Below are 22,092 nucleotides of genomic sequence, written 5' to 3' on the forward strand. Positions count from 1 at the left end.
TGCCGTTAGGCGCGCGCTAATTTCAACGACGACTTTCGCCAGGATCGCACCCATCGAATGGGGAGGCGCTCAACGGTTCGTTGTGCTAACCTCGATAGCCGCGGAGGGCGCTATGGGTGAGAATCGCAAGCTAGCCGCAATTCTAGCCGCAGACGTGGTCGGATATAGTCGGCTCGCCAGCGAAGACGAAGATCGCACCTTGGCGAGGTTGCGGGCACTACGCAGCGACCTGATCGATCCGACCATCGCCGTGCACAACGGGCGCGTGATCAAGCGCACCGGGGATGGAGCGCTGGTCGAGTTCCGCAGCGTGGTGGATGCCGTGCGCTGCGCTATCGAGGTGCAGAACGGAATGGTGGAGCGCAACGCCGGTGTACCGCAGGACCGTCGCATCGAGTTCCGGATCGGCATTCATCTGGGAGACGTTGTCGAGGAAAGCGACGGCGACCTGATGGGCGATGGTGTCAACATCGCTTCGCGTCTGGAGGGCGTTGCGGCGCCCGGGGCCATCTGCCTGTCCGAAGATGCCTATCGCCAGGTCAAAGCGAGGCTCAACCTCTCGGTCGCCGATCTCGGCAGCACGCAGCTCAAGAACATCGCCGAGCCGATCCGAGTTTATTCGCTGGCGGTCGGTGCCGCCGGCGCGAAGGCGATCGCGACGTCGGAACCCTCGACGAGCCGGCCGGCAGGATCAAAGTCGGCAAAGCTGTCGATCGCCGTCCTGCCGTTCGCCAATATGAGCGGCGACACCGAGCAGGACTACTTCGCCGACGGCATCAGCGAAGACATCATAACCGACCTGTCGAAGGTCGCCGGCCTCTCGGTCATCGCCCGCAACTCCAGCTTCACCTACAAAGGCAAGAACATCGATGTCCGGACGGTCGGGCGCGAGCTCGGCGTGACTGCGGTGCTCGAGGGCTCGATCCGCCGCGCCGGCAACCGCGTCAGGATCAATGCCCAGTTGATCGATGCGCGGACCGGGACCCATGTCTGGGCGGACCGCTACGACCGCGACATGACCGATATCTTCGCGCTGCAGGACGACGTGACGCACCGCATCGTCGAAGCCCTCAGGGTTGCCCTGACCCCGGCCGAGTCGGCGCGCATCGCCCATACACCAACGAGAAACATCCAGGCGCATGATCTTTTCCTGCGCGGGCGCGAGGTCTTGTCCGGTCCTGATAAGACAAACGAGACATTCGAGCGCGCGGTCGCCTTGTTCACCCAGGCAATTGAGCTCGACCCCGACTATGCCGAACCGTATGCCGGCCTGGCTCACGCTTACAACCACGACTTTCAGAACCACTGGAGCGGGCGCACCGACAGCAAGGAACTCTCTGCCCATTATAGTCGGCTGGCGCTCGAGAAGGACCCCAACCTGCCCTATGGGCATTACATGGCCGCGCTGGTGAAGTTTTGGGAGAAGGATCCGGCCGGACATCGCGAAGAGGTGGAGAAGGCGCTTGCTCTCAACCCCAACTTCGCACTGGCCTTCGGCCTGCGCGGGGTGGGCAACATCTACAACGGCGCGCCGCTGGAGGCGATTCCGGATCTGAAGCACGCGCTGCGCCTCGATCCGCTGCAGGGCCATTTGACCTGGCACTTCATCGGCTCGGCTTATCTCCTGGCCGGGCAGTACCAGAAAGCGGTCGAGGCATTTCGCGAGCGTATCCGCGTGTCGCCCAAGACCGACCTGTCGCGGGGGCTCCTTATTGCCGCGCTTGGCCACCTCGGCGACGTCGATGAAGCACGGCGCGTGAGCGCCGAGCTAAAAGAGATAAACCCGAGCTATCGCTTTTCAGAGCACGTGGGGCGGCTACCCTTCAGCAATCCGGCCGACGCCGAACGCATCCGGCAGGGCTACGCCAAGGCGGCGATACCCGAATACGCGGACGAAAGCCCTGCGCCTGCACTAGAGGTTTCGAGGGGCCGCTAGGTCGGCGGCGCGATGAAGGCCGGCACCATTATTAAGTGGGTTTCCCCATCTCGGTGTTGGTATTTTTGATGGTATCCAACCACCTGATGTATTTTGGCGATTGGCAGGATGAAGGACCAAAAATCCTGGCTTAGTGCCGTTTTCACCAGTTTGGTTGCACCCAGTTAGAATCCGGCAACCGGAATTGAACCGCCGCCAACCAGCTGTCTCATGCGACATCCGCTCATCGAGGACGATGTCCAGTAAGCCCAACTCCAGGACGAAATATGCAGAGCGACCAAGGTCCCTTGCCATCGCTACGTTAAGACGCGAGGTCGCAGGCGGGTCAGCTTGGAGGCCGCAAGCAGACGGTCCGGATGCGGCATGCGGGTACCGATAGCAGATGCTTAACTGCGTCGACCCGAAGCGGGCGCGGACTGAATGTCAGAAAAGCGGCGCTTATGAAACGCTTCCAATTCAGCCTTCAGCTCGCAAACAGTCATGGTTGATTCGTCGATATCCTCGGCATTTTGATGTAAGCGCCCTGCCATGTCAGCGCCTCCAACGAAGTGCATCCACTGGAGTCAGCCGATCTCGATCACGAGCTTGCCTTTCGCGCTGCGGTCCTTGATGGCCTGGTGCGCAAGATGCGTCTGGTCGAGGCTGAAGCGGCGGGGATCCAGCTGAGGCATCACCTGTCCAGCCTCTACCAGCGTTGTCGCCTCGCGCAGGATCTCGCCATGGTGCGCGCGTCCCTCGCCGGAGAGCATCGGCAGAAGCGTGAAGACGCCGGAATAAGTGGCGGCGCGGAAGGATAGCGGCGCCAGCGCATGGGTGCCCCAGCCGAGGCAGCTGACCACATGCCCGAAGCGGCGAATGGCATTGAAGGACCTGTCGAGCGTGGCCCCACCGACTGTGTCGTAGACTACGTCGAAGCCGGCTCCCGCGGTATGCTCGGCGACATAGTCCTCGACAGTCCGCGTCTTGTAGTCGATCGGTGTGGCGCCCAGCCCCGAGATGAAGTCCGCCTTCGCGGGCGAATCCGCTGAGAAGACCTCGGCGCCTAGAGCAACCGCGATCTGGATCGCGACATGTCCGACACCACCGGCGGCCTTGCCGAATTCGCTGACCTTCATCCGCGCGTCATTGTCGAACTTCTCACCGACCAACGGTTTTACAGTCTGCCGCGAAGGGAAGCGGATCTCGTCTTCCGAATCCGGCCATTCGGCGAGGCCGAGGTGATCTCTCGACGGCTGTTACGCATGGACTATGGCGTCTATATCCGCGCCGGCCAGCCACACCCTATGCCGGGCAACGGTGCGGGTTGTGCGATGGTACTGATGGACACGGCGTTCGGCGGCATGCCCGATGTGGCCTGGATCCAGCGAATGTTGCCCAAGGCGCATGTGGTCCTGCGGAGCAACAATCGCGAAGTCCAAGCCCGGCTCTGCGCCCTAGGCGCTGGGATTGCAGTGCTGCCACGCCCGCTTGGGGATCCCACGGAAGGTATCGAACGTGTCGATCTCGGAGAACCGCCGCCGACTCGCGATACGTGGATCGGCTATCATAGGGACATGCGGCGCATGCGCCGTCTCCGAGCGCTGGTCGATCTGGTGATCGAGCGGCTGGCGAATTGATCGGCACCAGGCACTGGTGGAAGGGCCAACATCCTCTCGATGTCTGGCAAGATCATCGATCAATTCTGGCTGTGCTCGGAATGTCCGGTCTGCGCGGGATGATCGCCGTCGACCCACTGGACGATCATCCGGAATTGCACTTTCGCTTCCGAATACGTGCGATAGAAGTCGAGAAGTTCTCCCGTGGGTTCCGACAATCGTTGAAAGCCCGAAATGAAGGCGACGACCGTGCCGATCGTCGTCTGCCCGCGGATCACAAGATAGCCGCCAACGATCAGGACCATTAGGGACCCCACCGCGTTGGCTATATTCAGCAATGTCTTCAGCCCGAATTTCAACAAATAGAATTCAATGCGATTGCTGAAGATCGTGCGTATGGTGCGGAAGGCTACTCGGCGCTTCGGCGAGTGGCTGGCGAAGGAATTGACTGCTTGGTTGCCAAGCTTTCGGACCAGCGCGACCTGCCGTTCCACGAGTGTGTTCAGGTCCTTCTGCATGTAAAGCGCAAGCAGGATCTGCGGCAGGAGTGACATACCGCTGACCAGAGCGATCACCGGCTGCATGTAGATCATGTAAGATACGACGGAGATCATGATCGTGACGTTGACTACGCATTCGGAGATGCTGGTGCCGACAAATCCGCCAACATAGTCGATCTCGTTGCCGATGATGCTGGCGGTCTGACCACTCCTTGCGTGGTCGCGAGCGGACCTTTGCGTGGCGACCAGAGCGAGTTGGTCGCGGGCCGTCTTGACCACGCTCTCTCCGAGCCAGCCCTGATAGACGATCATTGCGTATTTCAGCCCCGCATGCAGGAGTATAGTCGCAAGATACAGGCCGCCGAGCATCAGAAGTGCCCGTACGTTCTTGTCGGCGATCGCCACATCGACGACCCGTCTCTGCAGGTCGATAGGGATAAAGTTGGCCAAGGCAACCGAAATTGCGATCACGCTGATATAGACCTGATGCGTGCCGCTGGCGCGCCGGACAAAACTGGGAAACTTCTCGCCAGGGCGCATCGCATCGGCCCTCGGCTCAAACGGGGTGAAGCGCCCTGCAATTGTCGCGAAAATTCTGCTCACCTTCGGTACCCCTCCGTCGCCTCCAATTCCGGTCCAACCGCTAAGGACAACGTACCCTGTCGGTGACCAGCTGACAGGGCATTCTCAATCGGACCCCGAACTGTCGCTCGGCCATGCCTTGCGCGCCGGCATCGGTGAAGGCCGCGAGGCGCGACGATCAGGATCAGAACCAGCGGATTGCAAAACTGCCGCAACAGGACCGCCAGCGCCTGTTCTCGCCGATGATCGGCGAACGTGTTTGGCCCGTTGCGCGCCTCGGTCGAAGTCAGCCCGGTAGGCCGAGAGCGGCATTCCTGCAGCACCTCGATAGCCGGTCGCGACCAGTAGGGCTCGCCAACGCCGCGCCACGTTGGGGATGCTGGGTTCTCGATCATCACGGTTTGATAGCGAAGAAGGCCGCGAGCCCCCTTGATCGACATCAAGGCTGGAGGAATTTACGATCCGAGCTGAAGCAGGCAGGCTGCGCGATAGATGCGCAGGAGAGCTCAGAGCGTTGCGGGAACCGGGACCACCGTCCTGCCGGAGCCGCGCCCAGGTGCTAGAATTTGATATGAGGCCCTGCGGGCGCGATCTCTAAACGTCTGTGAGATCCTCGAAGGCCGAGAAGTAGCGCAAATGCGCCATCTCGCCTGTTCGCTAGAATGTCAGCTGTTGGGATGCGGCTATGGTCTGCTCAACGACCGACATCAGGCCCAAAGCGGATGTCGTTTTCGTAAAGTTCACCTCAGTAATGCGTCGTGAGAAAAATCCGATCGCTTGTCAGGCTGCTTCCAGCGCCGGCACTATCGCCCATCGCGATCGCGTTGCGGCGCAGTGAACCATCGCAGCGTCCTTTGCGGCGATCCGGCATCGGGCGTCTGGGGCTGCGGCACAACATCCGCGTCCGGCGCGTTGCCCCCGTCAGCCCTAGTCGCCCACGCGCCGCAGCGTGCCGAGATGATTGTCGTCGAGGAAGCCTATGGTCATGGCCGACGCCTTGCCGTCGGGGCCCACGACGAAGCTCACGCCGGTTGGCCTGTCCGGTGTCTCGGCATCGGGGAAGGTCAGGAAAAGATCGCCGTCGTAATGCGCCAGGGAATAGGACCGGGCGCCGGCCGGGCCGACCTTGAGCACGAGGCCGTCTCCGGCACTTGCCACGACGGCATTGCCGAAGAAGTCGTTGGCGTAGCGGCCTTCATAGGCGCTTGCCGGCCTGGCCGGCCTGGCCGGAGATGGCGGCGCGGCATAGGTGGCCTTGGCCGCCGCGACCGCCGGGCCGAACATTCCGGCATAGATGCCGTCCCATGCCTTGACCCAGTCCTTCTGCCCCGAACCGTCGAAGACGAGGTCCGCGAAACTTTCGGACAGCCCTTCCGGCACGCCGGTCGGAAAGGCGTTGGCGATGATGACGATGCCGAGCTTCTCCCGCGGGAAGATCGTCACCAGCGTGCGTGCGCCGACGCTGAAGGCACCGGCATGGCCCCAGCTCAAGCCATGCCGGCCGAATTCGACATTCCAGCCGAGGCCGTAGAAGGACGCCCCGCCGGAGACAGGGTTCTTGCCCCGCGTCATCAGCGGCACATGCGTCTGGTCGAGCGCATCGGCAGCTATCAGCGTCTTGCCGGCATAGACCCCGTTGCCGAGGATGAGGCGCACCCATTGCGAGAGATCGCGCGCGGTGGAACTGACGCCGCCGGCGGGCGCCTGCGCATCGGGATTGCGCTCTATCTTGGCGGCCCAGGCGCCATCGACCTTGATGTGCAGCGCGGCACGATCGGCGTGCTTGACGAAGTCCGAATGACGGGAACTGGTCGAGGCCATGCCAAGCGGACGGTAGAGCTTCTCCTCGGCGACCTCCTCCCAGGGCTTGCCTGTCGGCAGGGCGGCCGCGACGGCGCCCTCGGTCAGTCCGAAATTGCTGTAGGAGTAGCCGGCACGGAAGCTGGACGACGGCGGCACGAACCGCAGGCGATGCAGGATCTCGGCCCGGTCGTAGCCTATGTCCTCGAGGTCGTCTCCGGCGGTGCCGGGCAGTCCGCTGCGGTGCGAAAACAGGTCACGGACGGTGAGTTGGCTGGTCGGATAGGGATCGGCCAGCCGGAAGGCCGGATCGAGGTCGGCGATCTTCGAATCCCAGGACACGATCCCGTCGCTGACCAGCGCCGCCACGACGGTTGCGGAGACCGGCTTGGAGAGCGAGGCGATCTGGAACACCGTGTCGGCGTCGACCGCCTCCGGCTTGCCGGCCTCGCGGTGGCCGAAACCCTTCAGGAAGATCACCTCATCGTCGTGCACCACGCCGATGGCGAGACCGGGCACCCCACCGTCCGCGACGGCGCCTTGGGCGAGCGCTTCTAGCTTCGACAGGGCGACAGCGATGCGCTCCGGCGCAATGGTGTCGGCCGACGCGGCACGCGGCCAAAGTGCCAGTAGGGCGATGCAGACCCAGATTCGCCAGAGGTTCCGTCCCAGCCGCACGTCCGACCCTCCTCTCCTGCATTCACCTGGCTATGATACAGGCCGGTGCAAACGAGGCCAATGCCTGCCGCCCCACGGTCCGCCTTCGTCGCAATCGACCATCACCACGATTTCAGGCAATCTGACGGATGAAGGCGCGCCATGGGGAGACGGAGCGCCGCCAGGGAGGACTGACATGACCGGCTTGCCACGCTACGAGGACGCCGTTGCGGCCTTTCGCATCGAGGATGAAATCGCCAGGCTTGACGGCGACCCGGCGACCGGCATCAACGCCTATGTCGAATGCTGCGGCCGCCATGCCGGTGAGAACCGGCTGGCGCTGCGCGCCATCTCGGCCGGCGGCGAACTGCGGCAGTTCAGCTTCGACGACCTCGCGGACATGTCAGGCCGCGTCGCCAACCTGCTCAAGGATGCAGGCGTCGGCCCCGGCGATGTCGTCGCCGGCATGCTGCCGCGCATTCCCGAACTCATCGCGCTCATCCTCGGCACCTGGCGCATCGGCGCCGTCTACCAGCCATTGTTCACCGCCTTCGGCCCGAAGGCCATCGAGCACCGCCTCGGCTACAGCGGCGCCAAGCTGGTGGTGACCAATCCGGCCAATCGCGGCAAGCTCGACGAGATCGAGACCTGCCCGCCGATCGCCACCCTTCTTGGTCCCGGCGATGCCTTGCCTCAAGGCGACATCGATTTCCGCGCCGCCCTTGCCTCTGCCTCCCCCGATTGCGAACCCGTCATGCGCAAGGGCGACGACCTGTTCATGATGATGTCGACCTCGGGCACGACGGGCCTGCCCAAGGGCGTGCCGGTGCCGCTCAGCGCGCTGCTGGCCTTCGGCGCCTATATGCGCGACGCGATCGGACTGCGCCCCGATGACGTCTTCTGGAACATCGCCGATCCCGGCTGGGCCTATGGCCTCTATTACGCCATCACAGGCCCGCTGCTGCTCGGCATCGCCACCACCTTCAACGAGGGCGCGTTCAACGCCAGGAACACCTATGATGTCATCGAGCGGCTCGGCGTCACCAGCCTTGCCGGCTCGCCCACCGCCTTCCGCCTGCTGCTCGCCGAAGGCCCTGAAGCCGCCGCCCGCATCAAGGGCCGGCTGCGGGTGGTGAGCAGCGCCGGCGAGCCGCTGAACCCGGAAGTGATCCGCTGGTTCGACGCCCATCTCGCCGTGCCCATCCACGACCATTACGGCCAGACCGAAAACGGCATGATGGTCAACAACCACCATGGGCTTTCGCATTCCGTGCGCGCGGGCTCGGCCGGCTTTGCCATGCCGGGCTATCGCATGGTGGTGCTGGACGACGAAGGCAACGAGCTCGGCCCCAACCAGCCCGGCATCCTCGCCGTCGACATCGCCAACTCGCCGCTGCGCTGGTTCGACGGCTACCACCAGGCCGAAACGCCGGCGATCGCGGGCGGCTACTACCGCACCGGCGACACGGTGGAATATGAGCCGGACGGCTCGGTGTCCTTCATCGGCCGCGCCGACGATGTCATCACCTCGTCGGGCTACCGCATCGGCCCGTTCGATGTCGAAAGCGCGCTCATCGAACATCCCGCGGTCAATGAGGCGGCTGTGGTCGGCGTGCCGGACCCGCAGCGTACCGAGATCGTCAAGGCCTTCGTCATCCTGGCGCCCGCCTACCAGGCCAGCCCTGACTTGGCCGAGGAACTGGCGCAACACGTCCGCAAGCGGCTCTCCGCCCACGCCTATCCGCGCGAGATCGATTTCGTCGCCGAATTGCCGAAGACGCCGAGCGGCAAGATCCAGCGGTTCCTGCTGCGGAAGGCAGAGGTGGAGAAGCGGAAGGGGTGAAGGGCCGCCTATGCCGGCTCAAATCGGGCGACGCCGGCGCAGCGGCGCGTGCCCTGTTGCAGATCGGTTCTACATTATCGCTATGACCCTGCCCGCCGCATCGAGGCGACAACCGACTTGTGCTTGCCGGACTTCGATGCCACCGCGTCCCGCATAGTCTATTCGCACCTGGATCGGCGCCGTCAGTGCACTTCCACGTCGACGCAAGGCACCTGCGCTCACCGCGCGGACCCGCACGGCGCCAAGCGGCCTGGCGGCGGACAGGATCGCCGCGCGGCAGGCTTGCACGACCGCGACTGGCGTGCCGGGTTTCGCTTTCAGTGCTTCCAGGGGTGCAAAGGGATATCCCCTGGCGAGGTCGCCCTGACCGGCTTTGGAAGGCCTGAGGACGGGCGGCAGGGCGATCGATGGCCTGGCGGTCTTGGCAATGACGGCGTTGGCAGTGGCGGTCTTGCCAGCGGCGGTCTTGGCGGACCCAGTGCCTTTCGCGGCAGAACCGCTGGCTGCCGTGGCGGCCGAACCACCGGAAGCGGCCGCCGATCCGTTTCCGGCGGACGGATCGGCGCCCAGGCCGACACCGGTCGAAAGGCCTCCGCCTGTGGAGCCAACGTTGCCGCCGGCACTGACGCCTGCGGAGCCTACGCTACCGCTGGCACTGACGCCTGCGCTGACTGATCCGGCGCCTGCGCCGACGGAAGCGCCGACATTTGCTCCGCCGACACCGCCGACGCTCGCGCCCACCCCTACGGACGCGCCTTGCGAACCGGCGCTCACTCCGGCGTCGAGCCCGAGACCGCCGACCTTGCCGCCTAAACCTGCATCGAGGGCCGAAGCAGGCCCGATCGCGATGCCGATCGTCAACGCGGCCGCGACATATTTTTTCACTGTCATCCTCCCTGCGCCGTGCATTTCGCTCACCTGTCTTTCACTGCGAGAGTGGGCGGGTTGGCAGCAATGCGGGGGGAAGAGCCATCGTTGCCAGCAGGACAGCTTGTGCTGACCTTCGACCCTTCACCTTCCATTTTTTCGGCAAGCCCGGTTGATGGGCTGCGACCGGCAGCGAACTCGCGAGCGCGCTCTTGGAAACACCTGCCTTGGGCGCGCGCACCACTGCCGCGGTCCGACGTTTCTCCCTGATACTGTCGATTTTGGCGCTGTCGATTTCGTCGCGCGCGGCACTGAGGCTGCGGGCCAGGCCGTTGGCTCTTTCGCGCTCCTGGTCCAGCGCCGCGCTCAAATCCATCGAGCTCTGCTTCAAGGCGTCGCTTTGCTTGCGAGCAATGTCGAGGGCACGCATGGCTGAATCTGCTCGTTGACGTTCCAGTTCGAGCGCTTTGCGAGCCTGCTTCGCGGCGTCGTCGGCCTGTTGCCGGTCCTTCACCGCCTTGGCCTGCTCCGCGGCGGCCAGATTTGCGCCTGTCTTGAGCGCATCGATGGTGTGACGGGCCGTGGCGAGTTCCTGCTCTAGCAGCCCGACCTTATGGCGCTCCTCATCCAGCGCCTGCTTCGCGGCGTCGTCGGCCTGTTGCCGGCCCTTCACCGCCTTGGCCTGCTCCGCTACAGACAGATTTTCGCCTGCCTTGAGCGCATCGATGGTCTGACGGGCCGTGGCGAGTTCCTGTTCCAGCAGCCCGACCTTATGGCGCTCCTCATCCAGCGCCTGCGTCGCGGCGACCTGGGAGCCATCCACGGAGGGCGGCGCTTCAGGCATCGCGGCTTTCTTGCTATCCCAGAGACTGGCTTCCGCCCTGAAATTTTCGATGGCACGCTGCGCCGTCTCCAGATTGAGCGTGAGCGCTTCGTCCGTCCGCTGCTGCGCTTTCAGGGCCTGCGCTTGCCTGGCCAATTCAGCCCGTGCCGCGGCCAGTTCGCGGCGCAAGGCCGCCTGCTCATCGTCGCCTTTGGCGATATCGGTGCGCTCCGAAACCGCGACCGGCGACCCGCCATTGGCTGCGGCGGTCGCGGACGCATCGGGCGCCAGCTGGCTATTTGCCGGAGATGCCAACAGCAGGATGAGGATTGACGAAACGACCGGCAGCATGGCGTTGCACCCGCCGCCAAATATCCCGTGAAGCACGATCGAAGGCCGTCGTTCGGTAAAGGTGAAGTCAAAGCGCAGACATTTGGACCTGGTACCCTGCAAATGATTCATCACTTGACCTCACCTGGCGCGACCCTCACCGCGATCGTATTCTCCACTTAATTCGAGCTACGGCTGGATGCCGCGTCACCTGGACGCTACCTCCTATTGCCTTGCTTGTTGTCATTCGAACGAACGAAACCTTGCTGGGGGACGGCTCCGTTCGAAATAGCGGCGCCGAGCATGCCCCGGCAGGCGCGCGGCCAGATTTCCGCGGCAGTGCCAATCTCATCGTTGGCGAACAGTGTCAGATCTTCACAAACCGATAGGCGAAGCGATCGGTCTCGCCCTTGATCGAGGGATCGAACACCTTGATCGAATGCGCATCGTCCTTGTTCGCCAGTATGGTGCTTTCGGCGTCTAGTACGAACCCGGCTGCCTCCACCTCCTCTCGGACGGATGCAGGTTCAATCCGATGCAGCGACTGGGCGTCGCTCGTGCCCGCCCCTGCGGCGGCGGCGTGGTCGACGATGACGTATGACCCACCGGGCTTCAGCCGCTCGTGGACGGCTCGATTGAAGTCGGCCGCCGTCGCGCCCTTCTTCTGAATCAGCGCGGTGTGGAGATCGTGGTAGAACAGGTGCAGCCACAGGACATCCGCGGGTTGCGTGGCCTGCGGCATCGCGACGAGGTCCGCCGAGACGGCTTCGACGTTCTCTCGGCCCGGTTCCTTCGCAAGCGTCCGCATGCGGCCGACCGGATCGTTCTTGAAGTCGGCGACTTCGGCCGGCACGAAGCTGCAGACCCGTCCTTCGGGTCCCACGACGTCGGAGAATAAGCGCGTCCAGTCGCCGTCGCCTGGGTAAACGTCAATGACAGTGGAGCCCGCGTCTATACGTGCGAACCGGATCAATTCGGATAGCTTGGATTGGTCGTACATCGGAGTCTCCTTTAGGTTGAGCATTCGACGAGTGCGAGGGGGCGATCCATGGCTGAGCCACCGTCAAAGCCGATGGCTGCAGCGGGCTTCTCAAGGCTCATGGGAATTTCTCAATTCCGCACGGATCGGATCGTACCCGATCCGTGCATCGTCGCCCTGCCGGTTGGCAGGTCAGTGTTCATCAGTCGAACTTGACCAGGTCCTTGAAGATCAGTTGACCCCAGCTGTTTCCGCGCGCCTGGACGAGCAGCCCACCTTCCGACAGCCCGCCAAGCTTGATCGGCGAGAAACCGAGATTTTCCGCAAGCGCACCAATCTCCGCCGCGGCGTCGTCATGGTCGCTCGCCAGGAACACGACCCTCCTGCCACCATGCACGGCCGGATCCTGATCAAGGACGGCAGCGACCAGATGGTTGAAGCCCTTGACCAGTTTTGCACCGGTGAAGGCCTGTGCGATGAACCTGGAAGAAGGCTGTCCCCCAAGTTTTTCAGGAGGCACGCCGTAAGCATTGGTCACATCGACGATGGTCTTCCCCTGCCAGGTGGCGAGCGCCTTCGCGACCTCGGGGTGCGACTCGAAACGGACAGCCAGAAAGATGATGTCCGCCTTGACCGCGTCGGCCAGCTTCTTGGGAATGATCGTGGGTCCGATCGCCGCCGCATCGGCTGCAAAGCTTTCCGGGTCGCGCGTGGTAGCAACGGACACGTCGATGCCCTTGCGGGCAAACGCCTTGGCCAATGCCTGGCCGATATTGCCGAAGCCTATAATTGAATAGCTCATAATGCTTCTCCGATCTTGTTTTAACGCGGGGTCAGACCTGCGCCATGCCACCGTCGACGGCGAGATCCACGCCAGTGATGAAAGAACTTTCATCGGAGGCGAGGAACGTGACGGCAGCCGCGATTTCCTCTGGCTTGCCCCTGCGACCCATTGGGATCTGTGAAGCAAACTGGGCGGCCGCTTGCTCGGCTTGCTCAGGGGTAAGCCCCGTTGTTGTCTCCAGCGCGGGGGTCTCGATTGCTCCGGGGCTCATCGTATTCACTCGGATTTTGCGGTCTTTCAGCTCCAGTGTCCAAGCGCGCGAGAAGTTGCGCACGGCCGCCTTACTCGCGGCGTATGTGCTAAACCCCGGCAATCCCAACACGTTCGAAACGGAAGAATTCAGGATGATCGAACCGCCGTCTTTGAAGAGGGGAAGGGCCTTCTGCACCGTGAAGAACAGCCCCTTCACGTTCACATCGAAGGTCTGATCGAAGTGGGCCTCAGTAGCGACCGCGAGCGGTGCGATTGTCCCCGCGCCCGCGTTCGCGAAGAGAACGTCGATGTGACCATGTTTCTCTTTCACGATGGCATAGAGCCGGTCCAGATCCTCCAAGCGAGCCACGTCGCCCGTGACCGTCGTAATGTTACTCTTGATGAACGCTGCGGCCTCCTTCAGCTCTTTCTCTCGTCGCCCGGTGATGACGACGTGTGCACCTTCTTCCACGAAGCGCTTGGCCGTCGCCAAGCCAATCCCGCTGCTTCCGCCTGTGACGACTGCAACCTTGCCTTCGAGTTTTTTCATGATCTTTCACCTTTGGTCGTGTGTTTGGTTTTTCGTAGAGTTTGAGAAGCGTGGTCCCGCATCGGGGTCACAGTTGTGCCAGGCCGCCGTCGACGGCGACTTCGCTGGCAGTCATGAAGCTGCTGTCCGACGACGCGAGAAAGGCGGCCACGGCCCCGATCTCCGCCGGATCGGCCATGCGCTGGAGCGGAGTCATCGCGCCGTAGGCCTTCTGGCCTTCCTCGCCCAGCGCCTCTCTCGCGAGTTCGGTCGCCGTCGCCCCTGGCGACAGCACGTTGACCCGGATGCCGGTGCCCTTCAGGTCTTCCGCCCAGGTCCGCGCGAGGTTGCGCACTGCCGCCTTGCTCGCGCTGTAGGCGGTGAACCCCGGAGCGCCCGTGGTGCCGGCGCTCGATCCGGTCAGGATGATCGAGCCGCCCTGGCCCATCAGCGGCAACGCCTTCTGGACCGTGAAGATCGTACCCTTCACATTGGTGTCGAAGGTTTCGTCAATGTGCTCGGCGGTGATCTGGCCGAGCGGAAGCGGGCCGCCGGCCCCGGCATTGGCGAAGACGATGTCGAGGCTTCCGCGCTCGGCCTTCACCGCCGCGTAGAGCCGGTCGAGGTCGGCCTCATTCGAGACCGAGCCCTTCACCGCGCGGGCATTGGGCCCGAGGTCGGCCACGGCGGCGTCGAGCGCTTCCTGCCGGCGGCCGAAGATGAAGACGAAGGCGCCCTCCTCGATGATGCGCTTTGCCGCGGCGCGACCGATGCCGGTGGCGCCGCCGGTGATGACGGCGGTCTTGCCATTCAGTCTGTTCATGTCATGCATCCTTTGTTTCGCCGTCTTGTGTCCTTGGCTGTACGGGGAAGTCCCGCGAGAGCCTCAAGATGGGTTCGCGGAAGTCGGGCGGTGAGTGCGCAATCGCGCACATCGGTGGTGCGAAAACGATCCAGCTGGATGATTGAACGCCGCGACGACCGCGCGAACCACGGCTGAGCGTGTTAGAATGGGCTTTGCAAACCGCACTGCGCGGCGCAGGAATGCACCATGATCGACTGGGATGACGTTCGCTACTTTCTTGCCGCCGCGCGCGGAGGCTCGGTGCGGGCTGCCGCCGCGCACCTCGGAGTGAATCATTCAACCGTGCTGCGACGCATCGCCCAGTTCGAGGAACGTCTCGGGGCGCAGATGTTCGAAAAGCTGCCTTCGGGCTACCGCCTGACGGCTGCGGGCGAGGAGGTCCTCGATCTGGCGAACCAGATGGAAGCGTCGTCGCACCAGCTGGAGACGCGCGTCTTCGGTCGCGACCAGAGCGCGCGCGGGCTTTTGCGGGTGACGCTTCCACCGTTTCTCGCCACGCACCTGCTCATGCCAGATCTCGCCGACTTCGCGCGTATGCATCGCGACATCGAGATGGAAATCTTGACCGCTGGCGAGGTGGCGAATCTGACCAACCGGGAGGCCGACGTCGCGATCCGCATTGTCGCCGACCGCAAGACCCTGCCGCTCAATCTTCACGGACTGAAGGGGCCGGAGTTGTTCAGCGGCGTCTACATGTCTCGCGATCGACTAGCCGCGTCGCGTGCGGGCACGCCTGATCCCATCCGGTGGATCGTCATAGACAATCATGGAATTCCGGACTGGGCGCGCGAGGGAGAAGTTCACACCACGGGAGCTCCGTTCAGGACGCCGGATGCCGAGACGCAGATCATCGCGGCGCAGCAAGGAATCGGGATGACGAAACTGCCGTGCTTCGTCGGAGATACCGACCCCCTGCTGGTCAGGGTGCCGGGCATCAACCCGCCCATGCATGGGACACTCTGGCTTCTCACGCAGGGCGAGACACGCAAGACGAAGCGCGTGCGGCTCTTCACCGACTTCGTATCCCGCAGGCTCGCCGCGTACGCGCCGCTTCTCGCGGGCCTGTCCGTATCGCGCGAGGCGACAGTGCAGCCGTTGCCGGCCAGATGACCGAATGGCGGCTTTTAGCAGCAAAGAAACGTTGGCACGAATGACCGAATGGAGGCGCATTGCCGCCATTCGAAGCCCAGACAACCTGAGCCGATCAAGGATCGCTTGGCCGAAATCAGTGCGCCACGCCATCCGAAGCGTGCAGCAGCCTCCAGGTCGAGCCGACACGCCCATGGAACTGCGACGCAAACCTCTCAGCGGCGACATCCTCCAGGCCGTCATCGACCAGCGCCTCGATGCTTCGCCGCATCAGGGCGAGTTGCATCTGCCTTGCGTGTTCCTGGTCCGCCTCCCGCATGATTTCCGTCACGTGGTAGGCGACGACGGGTTGGCCGAGGCATGAGAGCAGCGCGTTGGCCTCGGCTGTTACAGCGGTCACTGCGTCTTCGATCTTCATTCTGGCGATCCTCATCAAGAACGATGCTGACGCCTCCCCGCAAAGGCGACGGTGGTCCGTCGCTTCTTCTTTGATTTCAGCCTGCTGCGCCACGGAAAGCGGCGCGCCAGGCTTGCAATTACTGTCTTCTCCGGCCCCTCGGGCTGCCTCGTTTGGCCTGGAAATAGTATCCGTCAAATTTGATTCAAAGGCGAACGGATAGTTAATCGATGGTTAATGGCAGCACTGGCCACGCCTCCCCGATCAGGATATTTCGCCTCGGCGTCTTCTGCCGCGCAATAGCCGCAAAGCTGCCCGATGGCTGCCTGGCCTGTTGATCCGCCACGAAGAAAGGTTCTGTCATGCGGTTGGTCTGGACGGTCATGTTTGCCCTGGCGAGCAGCGCTGCCTTCGCCGCCTCGCCCGAGGATGATTATATCGCCGCGCGCGACAAGGCGATTGCCGACATCGCGGCGATGGAGAGCACGAACACACCCGTGGAGACGCTCGATGCGGCCAATGAAAAGGCCCGCGCCGATCTCGAAAAACGGCTTTCCGCCCTGCTCGGCCCTTTCACGGTCAAGGATTTTCCGGCGGCCGGCACGATCAACATCGAAAGCCTGAGTTCCTCCGATGTCGGCTTCGGCATGCTGGACGGGCTGCGCCACGGCACCGAGGACGGCCCCAGCATCGTGGCCTCGACACGCGGGCTGGTCGAGCGCTGGCTTAAGTCGCGCGCCGCCGAGACGGACGCCGATCTTAAACTGCCCACAAGCTTCGACGCGGCGCTGAAGCTCGATGCCTTCTACACCCAGGCCATCGGCAGCGACGCCGCCTTCACCAGCACGCTCGACTTCGCGCTGAAGAAGCCTGACGGCGCCGACATGGCGATCGCCCGCCTCGGCGGCTGGGCACAGGATATCGGACCGAACTCCGACCAGGAGGTTGTCGTCACGGTCGTCAAGGGCAACAGCGTCCTGATCGCCGAAGCGCCCGCGACTCCGCCCGTCCCCAAGATCGCGGCCTGCAATGCCGCGTGGACCGCCGCCGACGCCGCCGCCCAGAAACTCGCCAAGCAGGCCACCGACGACAGCGACGAAAACACATCCGACGCCGCCAACGCCGCCTGGACGAAAGGCGACAACGACTTCCGCGCCTGCATGGGCAAGAGCCTGCCGGACACCCCGGCCTACCCCGCCCTGCTCGCCCAGGCGCAGGCGCTGGCGGATCACATGGCGGCGAATTAGGCGCGCAAGAGAGTGGCGCGACGCCGACGCTGCCGATCTCCCCACCTGTGGGGGAGATGGCCGGCAGGCCAGAGGGGGGCGCTGGCCCGCCGACGTCTGATAGCGTTGGATTACCCGTAACCTTGAGAAGAACGCGCCTCGCTGGGCCAATCGGCAAGGCCGAGTTCCTTCACGCCCCCCTCTGCCCTGCCGGGCATCTCCCCCACGAGGGGGGAGATTGGCAGTTCGCCGCCGGCGCCCTCTTGTTGCCCCGGCATCCCACCACCATATCGTCGGCGCGCGGCACACTGAACGCAGTTGCCAGCACCGCAAAAAATGGTTTGAAAGGAAAGTGCCGAACGCGCCCGGCGCGGCGGGCCGATGAACAGCGTGGGAAAATCTGCATGACGACGGATACGAAAGCGACGGAAACCAGGGCATTCGAGGCGGATGTTTCGCGGCTGCTGCACATGATGGTGCACTCGGTCTATTCCGATAAGGACGTATTCCTGCGCGAACTGATTTCCAACGCCGCCGACGCTTGCGAGAAGCTGCGCTTCGAGGCCATCAGCCGCCCCGAATTGCTGGGCGACGATCCCAAGCCGCGCATCTCGATTTCGGCTGACGCCGACAACAGAGAGATCACCGTCGAGGACAATGGCATCGGCATGAGCCGCGACGACATGGCCGAAGCCCTGGGCACGATCGCCCGCTCGGGCACACGCGCCTTCATCGAGCGCGTCGGCGCGGACACCGAGGACACGCAGCTCATCGGCCAGTTCGGCGTCGGCTTCTACTCCGCCTTCATGGTCGCCGACCGCGTCGACGTCATCAGCCGCCTGGCCGGAAGCGAGGAGGCCTGGCGCTGGTCCTCCGACGGCAAGGGCTCCTACGAGATCGCCCCCGCCCCGCTCGAAGCCGCGCCGAAGCGTGGCACCCGCGTCGTGCTGCACCTGATGGATGACGCCGTCTCCTACACCGGCTCCTACCGGCTCGAGCAGCTGGCCAAGTCGCAATCCGGTCATGTGCCGGTGCCGATCACGCTCATCGAAAAGCCCGGCGCCGAGGCGCGCGACGTTGCCGATGGCACCGCACTCTGGGTGCGGCCAAAGAGCGAGATCAAGCCCGAGGAATACACCGACTTCTACCGCGGCGTCGCCGGCCAGTATGACGAGCCGGCCGCCACCATCCATTTCCGCGCCGAGGGCCGGCAGGAATACTCCGTGCTCGCCTTCGTGCCCGGCTCGCGGCCGTTCGATCTGTTCGACCAGGACCGCAAGGGCCGCATGAAGCTTTATGTGCGCCGCGTCTTCATCACCGACGATGCCGATCTTCTGCCGCGCTATCTGCGCTTCGTGCGCGGGCTGGTCGATTCCGCCGACCTGCCGCTCAACGTCTCGCGCGAAATGATCCAGGAAAGCCCGCTGCTGGCCTCGATCCGCAAGGGTCTGACCAACCGCGTGCTCGGCGACCTCGCCAAGCTGGCGGAGAACGAGGCCGAGGCCTATGCCAGGATCTGGGAGAACTTCGGCGTTGTGCTGAAGGAAGGGCTCTATGAGGATTACGAGCGGCGCGAGCAATTGCTGAAGCTCGCCCGCTTCCACTCGACCGCCTCCGGCGAAGGCTGGCGCGGCCTTGCCGACTATGTCGCGGCGATGAAGGAGGGCCAGAAAGCGATCTTCTTCATGGCCGGCGACGACCGCGCCCGGCTCGAAGCCTCGCCGCAGCTCGAAGGCTTCAAGGCGCGCGGCATCGAGGTGCTGCTCTTGACCGACCCGGTCGACAGTTTCTGGGTGACGATGGCGCCGGACTTCGACGGCAAGCCGTTCAAGTCGGTAACGCAAGGCGTGGCCGAACTGTCCGACATCCCGCTGCTCGACGAAGCGAAGAAGCCGGACGCGGCGGCAACGCCTGAGGTCGACGGCTTCCTGGCTTTCATCAAATCAACGCTTGGCGATGCCGTCTCGGATGTGAAGGCCTCCGACCGCCTGACCGAGAGCGCCGTCTGCCTGGTCGCCCCGGAACATGGACCCGACCGGCAGTTCGAGCGGCTGATGAACGCCGCCGGCCGTCTCGACAAGGCGGCCAAGCCCATCCTCGAAATCAACCCGCGCCACGCGCGCGTGCTGGCGCTCGCCGGCCTCGGCGACGAGGACCAGGCGTTCAAGGACGACGCGGCTCATCTTCTCTACGACGAGGCGCGTGTGCTCGACGGCGACAAACCGGCCGACGCCAGGGCATTCTCGCAGCGCCTGGCGCGGCTGATCGCACGCGGCATCGCGAAGGGCTGAGCGTAGGCCGATTCTGGTAAAATAGACGCCGACTTGCCAGGAAAAGATATGCGAGGGGGAATGTCATGGCACCAGGCCCCGGCAAAACGCAGTGAGCATCTTCGAGCCATCGCCCCAGACGCTCCGGTAACGTTTTGCCTCCCGCGAGTGCTAAAAAGCCTGGGTGCCGTCAAGCACCCAGGCCATTCTCGGATGATGCCGGTCTCAGTTCTTGCCGACGCTGGCGGCGGCCTGTTCGATGAGCTTGGCGACCGCAGCCGGATCGGAAACGTAGACAGCGTGGCTGCCGGGCACTTCGACCGTCGTCGCGCCAGCCCGGCTCGCCATCTGGCGCTGTGCCGGCGGCGGTATCATATGATCGTCGGTGGCGACGAGATACCAGCTCGGCTTCAGCCTCCAGGCCGGCTTGGTGACCTTGCCTTCGAGTGCGGCCACGCCCCACGGCACCTGCGAGTCCGCCATGAAGGAGGCGAGCGAGGGGCGCACATCTGCGGCGAACGAGGCGGCGAACTTGGCCTTGTCGAGCATCAGGAAGCCGTCGACGGGCGGAAGGATCGGCGGTACCGAAGCGCCGGGAGGCGGGTTGGCGATCAGGGTCGAGACCGACTCGCCGGCATCCGCCGCGAAGGCAGCGATATAGACGACACCAGCCACCTTGGGATCGGTGCCGGCTTCCGACACCACGACGCCACCATAGGAATGGCCGACCAGGATGACATTGCCCGGAGCGGCTGCGATGGCGCGCCTGGTGACAGCAACATCGTCGGCGAGAGAGGTGGTCGGGTTCTGGACGATGGTGACGTCGTAGCCATCCTTCTTGAGCTGGTGGTAGACCCCTTCCCAGCCGGAGCCATCGACGAAGCCGCCATGAACGAGGACGACGGAATTTGCTGCGTTCTTGGACATTTGAGTTCTCCTTTTCAAAGTGTTGTTTGCGTTGGTTGCAGGAGGACTATGCGGCGCAGCCGCAGCGCTCGCTTTGAGGCGGCCTTCAGGACCTCTTGATTTTCCCTTGAGATGGCTTTGATTTTGCGGCCACCACACGCCTACAGTGTCCAGAATCGCTATTAGCCGGGTTCCGGAGCCAGCAATTTGCCGTATTTTTTCGAGGATTTCGCCCTGGACGGCGACCGGCGCGAATTGCGCCGTGGCAACAACCTGGTCGCCGTCGAGCCACAAGTGTTCGACTTGCTTCAATATCTCATTCGCAATCGCGAGCGGGTGGTGAGCAAGGACGATCTGGTCGATGCGGTCTGGCAGGGACGCATCGTCTCGGACGCCACGCTGGCCAGCCGCGTCAACGCCGCGCGCAGCGCCCTTCAGGACAATGGCGAGCAACAGCGCCTCGTCCGCACCTTTCCACGCAGGGGCTTTCGGTTCGTCGGCAGCGTGCGCGAGGAGGCCGGTGCCGAGGCGACAGCACCGGTCGAGCCGGCGAAGCCTGGCCTTGGCATCCCCGCCCGTCCTTCCATTGCGGTGCTGCCTTTCGTGAACCTGAGCGGCGATCCGGATCAGGACTATTTCGCCGATGGCATGGTCGAGGACATCATCACCGGCCTGTCTCGGATCCGCTGGCTGTTCGTTATCGCGCGGAACTCCTCCTTCACCTACAAGGGCCGGGCGGTGGATATGAAGCGGGTCGGACAAGAGCTTGGCGTGCGCTATGTTCTGGAAGGCAGCGTGCGCAAGGTGGGAAGCCGCGTGCGCATCACCGGCCAGTTGATCGACACCGAGGAAGGCGGCCATCTCTGGGCCGAACGCTACGACCGCGAGCTGACCGACGTGTTCGCGCTGCAGGACGAGATCACCATCAGCGTGGTCGCGGCCATCGAGCCCAATCTGCGCCGGGCCGAGATCGAGCGCGTCAAGCGCCAGCGACCCGACAGTCTCGATGCCTACGATCTTTTCCTGCGCGCGCTGCCCGACGTCTACACCTTCATGCCGCAAGGTGCCGCCAAGGGCCTGCCGCTGCTCGACCAAGCGCTGGCCATTGAGCCGAGCTATGCTCTCGTCCACGGTTTTGCCGCTTGGGCGCATCAAACCCTTTTCATTCGTGGGGGCATGCAGGCGGAGCATAGCGGGAAGGCGTCCCGCCATGCCCATGCGGCGATCGAGCACGGCTCGGGCGACGCCATGGCGCTGGCGCTGGCCGGCTTCACCATCGGCCTGGTCGAGCATGACCGCAAACTCGCCGACGAGGCGTTTTTGCAGGCGCTTTCGCTCAGCGCATCCTGCGCCTTCGTCTATGCCTTCGGCTGCGTGCCGGTGGCCTATGGCGGCGATGCGACACGCGCCATCGACTGGGGCGAGCAGGCGTTGCGGCTGAACCCGCTGGACGCCATGAACTGCGTGCCGCAAGGCATGATCGGCTTCGCCAACTTTCTCGCCGGCAGGCACGAACAGGCCATTGCTGCCGGACGGCGGGCGGTGGAGATGAACCCCGGCTTCAGCATCCTGCACGGATGGCTGGCCGCACCCCTTGCCAGGCTGGGACGGCTCGAGGAAGCAAAGGCTGCGGGATCACGGTTGATGACGCTCGACCCGCATTTCACCATTGGCCGCTGGTCCGCCGCCGTCGGGCTTGCGCCTGCCATCATCGATGACGTCACCGAGGCCATGCGGCTGGCCGGCCTGCCGGCATAGAAGCCGCCGGTAAAATTCTACTAACCCGACCGAACGGCCATGCCGGAGCCGCTGCGATGCCGTCGACATCCATCGCAGCCGGCGACGCGCCCGATGTCCGCTGG

The 22,092-nt window shown here is 64.0% G+C and carries 17 protein-coding genes and 2 pseudogenes; 7 read left to right on the top strand and 12 right to left on the bottom strand.

Going from position 1 to position 22,092, the window contains the following annotated elements:
- Nucleotides 1–112: 112 nt before the first annotated feature.
- Nucleotides 113–1,936: an adenylate/guanylate cyclase domain-containing protein gene (locus CK226_RS28145; RefSeq protein WP_095793568.1), complete on the top strand. Its 1,824-nt coding sequence runs from the start codon at nt 113–115 to the stop codon at nt 1,934–1,936.
- A gap of 563 nt (nt 1,937–2,499) precedes the next feature.
- On the opposite strand, the pseudogene CK226_RS28150 reads toward CK226_RS28145, so the two are convergent.
- Nucleotides 2,500–3,021, bottom strand: a pseudogene (locus CK226_RS28150) (zinc-binding dehydrogenase); the annotation flags it as partial.
- A 6-nt stretch (nt 3,022–3,027) separates the two neighbouring features.
- Between CK226_RS28150 and CK226_RS28155 the strand changes: the two are divergent.
- Nucleotides 3,028–3,552: pseudogene (locus CK226_RS28155) on the top strand (substrate-binding domain-containing protein); the annotation flags it as partial.
- 59 nt (nt 3,553–3,611) lie between these two features.
- Here CK226_RS28155 and CK226_RS28160 read toward each other — a convergent pair.
- Nucleotides 3,612–4,634, bottom strand: coding sequence for an ABC transporter ATP-binding protein (locus tag CK226_RS28160; protein ID WP_142885529.1), 1,023 nt, complete (start codon nt 4,632–4,634; stop codon nt 3,612–3,614).
- Nucleotides 4,635–5,540: 906 nt separating this feature from the next.
- Nucleotides 5,541–7,091 (bottom strand): serine hydrolase, encoded by a 1,551-nt coding sequence (locus CK226_RS28170; protein ID WP_095793571.1) that lies wholly within the window; start codon nt 7,089–7,091, stop codon nt 5,541–5,543.
- A gap of 175 nt (nt 7,092–7,266) precedes the next feature.
- Here CK226_RS28170 and CK226_RS28175 point away from each other — a divergent pair, with 175 nt between their 5' ends.
- A complete protein-coding gene (locus tag CK226_RS28175; RefSeq protein WP_095793572.1) occupies nt 7,267–8,913 on the top strand; it encodes an acyl-CoA synthetase in 1,647 nt (548 codons plus the stop codon).
- A 69-nt stretch (nt 8,914–8,982) separates the two neighbouring features.
- Here the strand turns inward: CK226_RS28175 and CK226_RS28180 are convergent, their stop codons facing one another.
- The 6 genes from CK226_RS28180 to CK226_RS28205 all read right to left on the bottom strand — a co-directional run bounded on the left by CK226_RS28180 (nt 8,983) and on the right by CK226_RS28205 (nt 14,300).
- Nucleotides 8,983–9,798, bottom strand: a complete 816-nt coding sequence (locus tag CK226_RS28180) for a hypothetical protein (protein ID WP_245437867.1) — start codon at nt 9,796–9,798, stop codon at nt 8,983–8,985.
- Nucleotides 9,799–9,838: 40 nt separating this feature from the next.
- Entirely contained in the window at nt 9,839–11,065 is a 1,227-nt protein-coding gene (locus CK226_RS28185) for a hypothetical protein (RefSeq protein ID WP_142887659.1), read from the bottom strand.
- A gap of 235 nt (nt 11,066–11,300) precedes the next feature.
- Nucleotides 11,301–11,933 (bottom strand): class I SAM-dependent methyltransferase, encoded by a 633-nt coding sequence (locus tag CK226_RS28190; RefSeq protein ID WP_095793606.1) that lies wholly within the window; start codon nt 11,931–11,933, stop codon nt 11,301–11,303.
- Between the two features lie 181 nt (nt 11,934–12,114).
- A complete protein-coding gene (locus CK226_RS28195; RefSeq protein ID WP_280951486.1) occupies nt 12,115–12,807 on the bottom strand; it encodes an NADPH-dependent F420 reductase in 693 nt (230 codons plus the stop codon).
- Entirely contained in the window at nt 12,746–13,498 is a 753-nt protein-coding gene (locus CK226_RS28200; protein WP_095793574.1) for a glucose 1-dehydrogenase, read from the bottom strand. Before CK226_RS28200 ends, CK226_RS28195 begins: the two co-directional genes overlap by 62 nt.
- A gap of 67 nt (nt 13,499–13,565) precedes the next feature.
- Nucleotides 13,566–14,300 (bottom strand): SDR family oxidoreductase, encoded by a 735-nt coding sequence (locus CK226_RS28205; protein WP_095793607.1) that lies wholly within the window; start codon nt 14,298–14,300, stop codon nt 13,566–13,568.
- Nucleotides 14,301–14,528: 228 nt separating this feature from the next.
- Here CK226_RS28205 and CK226_RS28210 point away from each other — a divergent pair, with 228 nt between their 5' ends.
- Nucleotides 14,529–15,452, top strand: a complete 924-nt coding sequence (locus CK226_RS28210) for a LysR family transcriptional regulator (RefSeq protein WP_095793575.1) — start codon at nt 14,529–14,531, stop codon at nt 15,450–15,452.
- Nucleotides 15,453–15,567: 115 nt separating this feature from the next.
- On the opposite strand, the gene CK226_RS28215 is transcribed toward CK226_RS28210, so the two are convergent.
- The gene (locus tag CK226_RS28215; protein ID WP_245437868.1) at nt 15,568–15,849 is read right to left on the bottom strand and encodes a hypothetical protein; all 282 of its coding nucleotides are present in this window, start codon (nt 15,847–15,849) and stop codon (nt 15,568–15,570) included.
- A gap of 202 nt (nt 15,850–16,051) precedes the next feature.
- Nucleotides 16,052–16,213, bottom strand: a complete 162-nt coding sequence (locus CK226_RS35155; RefSeq protein ID WP_179301138.1) for a hypothetical protein — start codon at nt 16,211–16,213, stop codon at nt 16,052–16,054.
- On the opposite strand from CK226_RS35155, the gene CK226_RS28220 reads away from it, so the two are divergent.
- On the top strand, nt 16,212–17,075 hold the full coding sequence (locus CK226_RS28220; RefSeq protein ID WP_245437869.1) for a hypothetical protein: 864 nt from the start codon (nt 16,212–16,214) through the stop codon (nt 17,073–17,075). The two genes, CK226_RS35155 and CK226_RS28220, sit on opposite strands and share 2 nt — an antisense overlap.
- 383 nt (nt 17,076–17,458) lie before the next feature.
- Nucleotides 17,459–19,345, top strand: coding sequence for a molecular chaperone HtpG (htpG, locus tag CK226_RS28225; protein ID WP_095793577.1), 1,887 nt, complete (start codon nt 17,459–17,461; stop codon nt 19,343–19,345).
- 204 nt (nt 19,346–19,549) lie between these two features.
- Here htpG and CK226_RS28230 read toward each other — a convergent pair whose 3' ends face one another.
- Complete coding sequence (locus tag CK226_RS28230; protein ID WP_095793578.1) at nt 19,550–20,251, bottom strand: alpha/beta hydrolase; 702 nt, start codon at nt 20,249–20,251, stop codon at nt 19,550–19,552.
- A 186-nt stretch (nt 20,252–20,437) separates the two neighbouring features.
- On the opposite strand from CK226_RS28230, the gene CK226_RS28235 reads away from it, so the two are divergent.
- The gene (locus CK226_RS28235) at nt 20,438–21,988 is read left to right on the top strand and encodes a winged helix-turn-helix domain-containing tetratricopeptide repeat protein (protein WP_095775111.1); all 1,551 of its coding nucleotides are present in this window, start codon (nt 20,438–20,440) and stop codon (nt 21,986–21,988) included.
- Nucleotides 21,989–22,092 lie beyond the last annotated feature (104 nt).

This window comes from Mesorhizobium sp. WSM4311, assembly GCF_002295115.1.
Classification (GTDB): domain Bacteria; phylum Pseudomonadota; class Alphaproteobacteria; order Rhizobiales; family Rhizobiaceae; genus Mesorhizobium.

Excerpts from the sequence above, each read along its gene's own strand:
- CK226_RS28145 (WP_095793568.1), top strand. The coding sequence starts at position 113 with ATGGGTGAGAATCGCAAGCTAGCCGCAATTCTAGCCGCAGACGTGGTC.
- CK226_RS28175 (WP_095793572.1), top strand. The coding sequence starts at position 7,267 with ATGACCGGCTTGCCACGCTACGAGGACGCCGTTGCGGCCTTTCGCATC.
- CK226_RS28185 (WP_142887659.1), bottom strand. The coding sequence starts at position 11,065 with ATGAATCATTTGCAGGGTACCAGGTCCAAATGTCTGCGCTTTGACTTC.
- CK226_RS28190 (WP_095793606.1), bottom strand. The coding sequence starts at position 11,933 with ATGTACGACCAATCCAAGCTATCCGAATTGATCCGGTTCGCACGTATA.
- CK226_RS28195 (WP_280951486.1), bottom strand. The coding sequence starts at position 12,807 with ATGAAAGTTCTTTCATCACTGGCGTGGATCTCGCCGTCGACGGTGGCA.
- CK226_RS28200 (WP_095793574.1), bottom strand. The coding sequence starts at position 13,498 with ATGAAAAAACTCGAAGGCAAGGTTGCAGTCGTCACAGGCGGAAGCAGC.
- CK226_RS28205 (WP_095793607.1), bottom strand. The coding sequence starts at position 14,300 with ATGAACAGACTGAATGGCAAGACCGCCGTCATCACCGGCGGCGCCACC.
- CK226_RS28210 (WP_095793575.1), top strand. The coding sequence starts at position 14,529 with ATGATCGACTGGGATGACGTTCGCTACTTTCTTGCCGCCGCGCGCGGA.
- CK226_RS28215 (WP_245437868.1), bottom strand. The coding sequence starts at position 15,849 with ATGAAGATCGAAGACGCAGTGACCGCTGTAACAGCCGAGGCCAACGCG.
- CK226_RS28220 (WP_245437869.1), top strand. The coding sequence starts at position 16,212 with ATGTTTGCCCTGGCGAGCAGCGCTGCCTTCGCCGCCTCGCCCGAGGAT.
- CK226_RS35155 (WP_179301138.1), bottom strand. The coding sequence starts at position 16,213 with ATGACCGTCCAGACCAACCGCATGACAGAACCTTTCTTCGTGGCGGAT.
- htpG (WP_095793577.1), top strand. The coding sequence starts at position 17,459 with ATGACGACGGATACGAAAGCGACGGAAACCAGGGCATTCGAGGCGGAT.
- CK226_RS28230 (WP_095793578.1), bottom strand. The coding sequence starts at position 20,251 with ATGTCCAAGAACGCAGCAAATTCCGTCGTCCTCGTTCATGGCGGCTTC.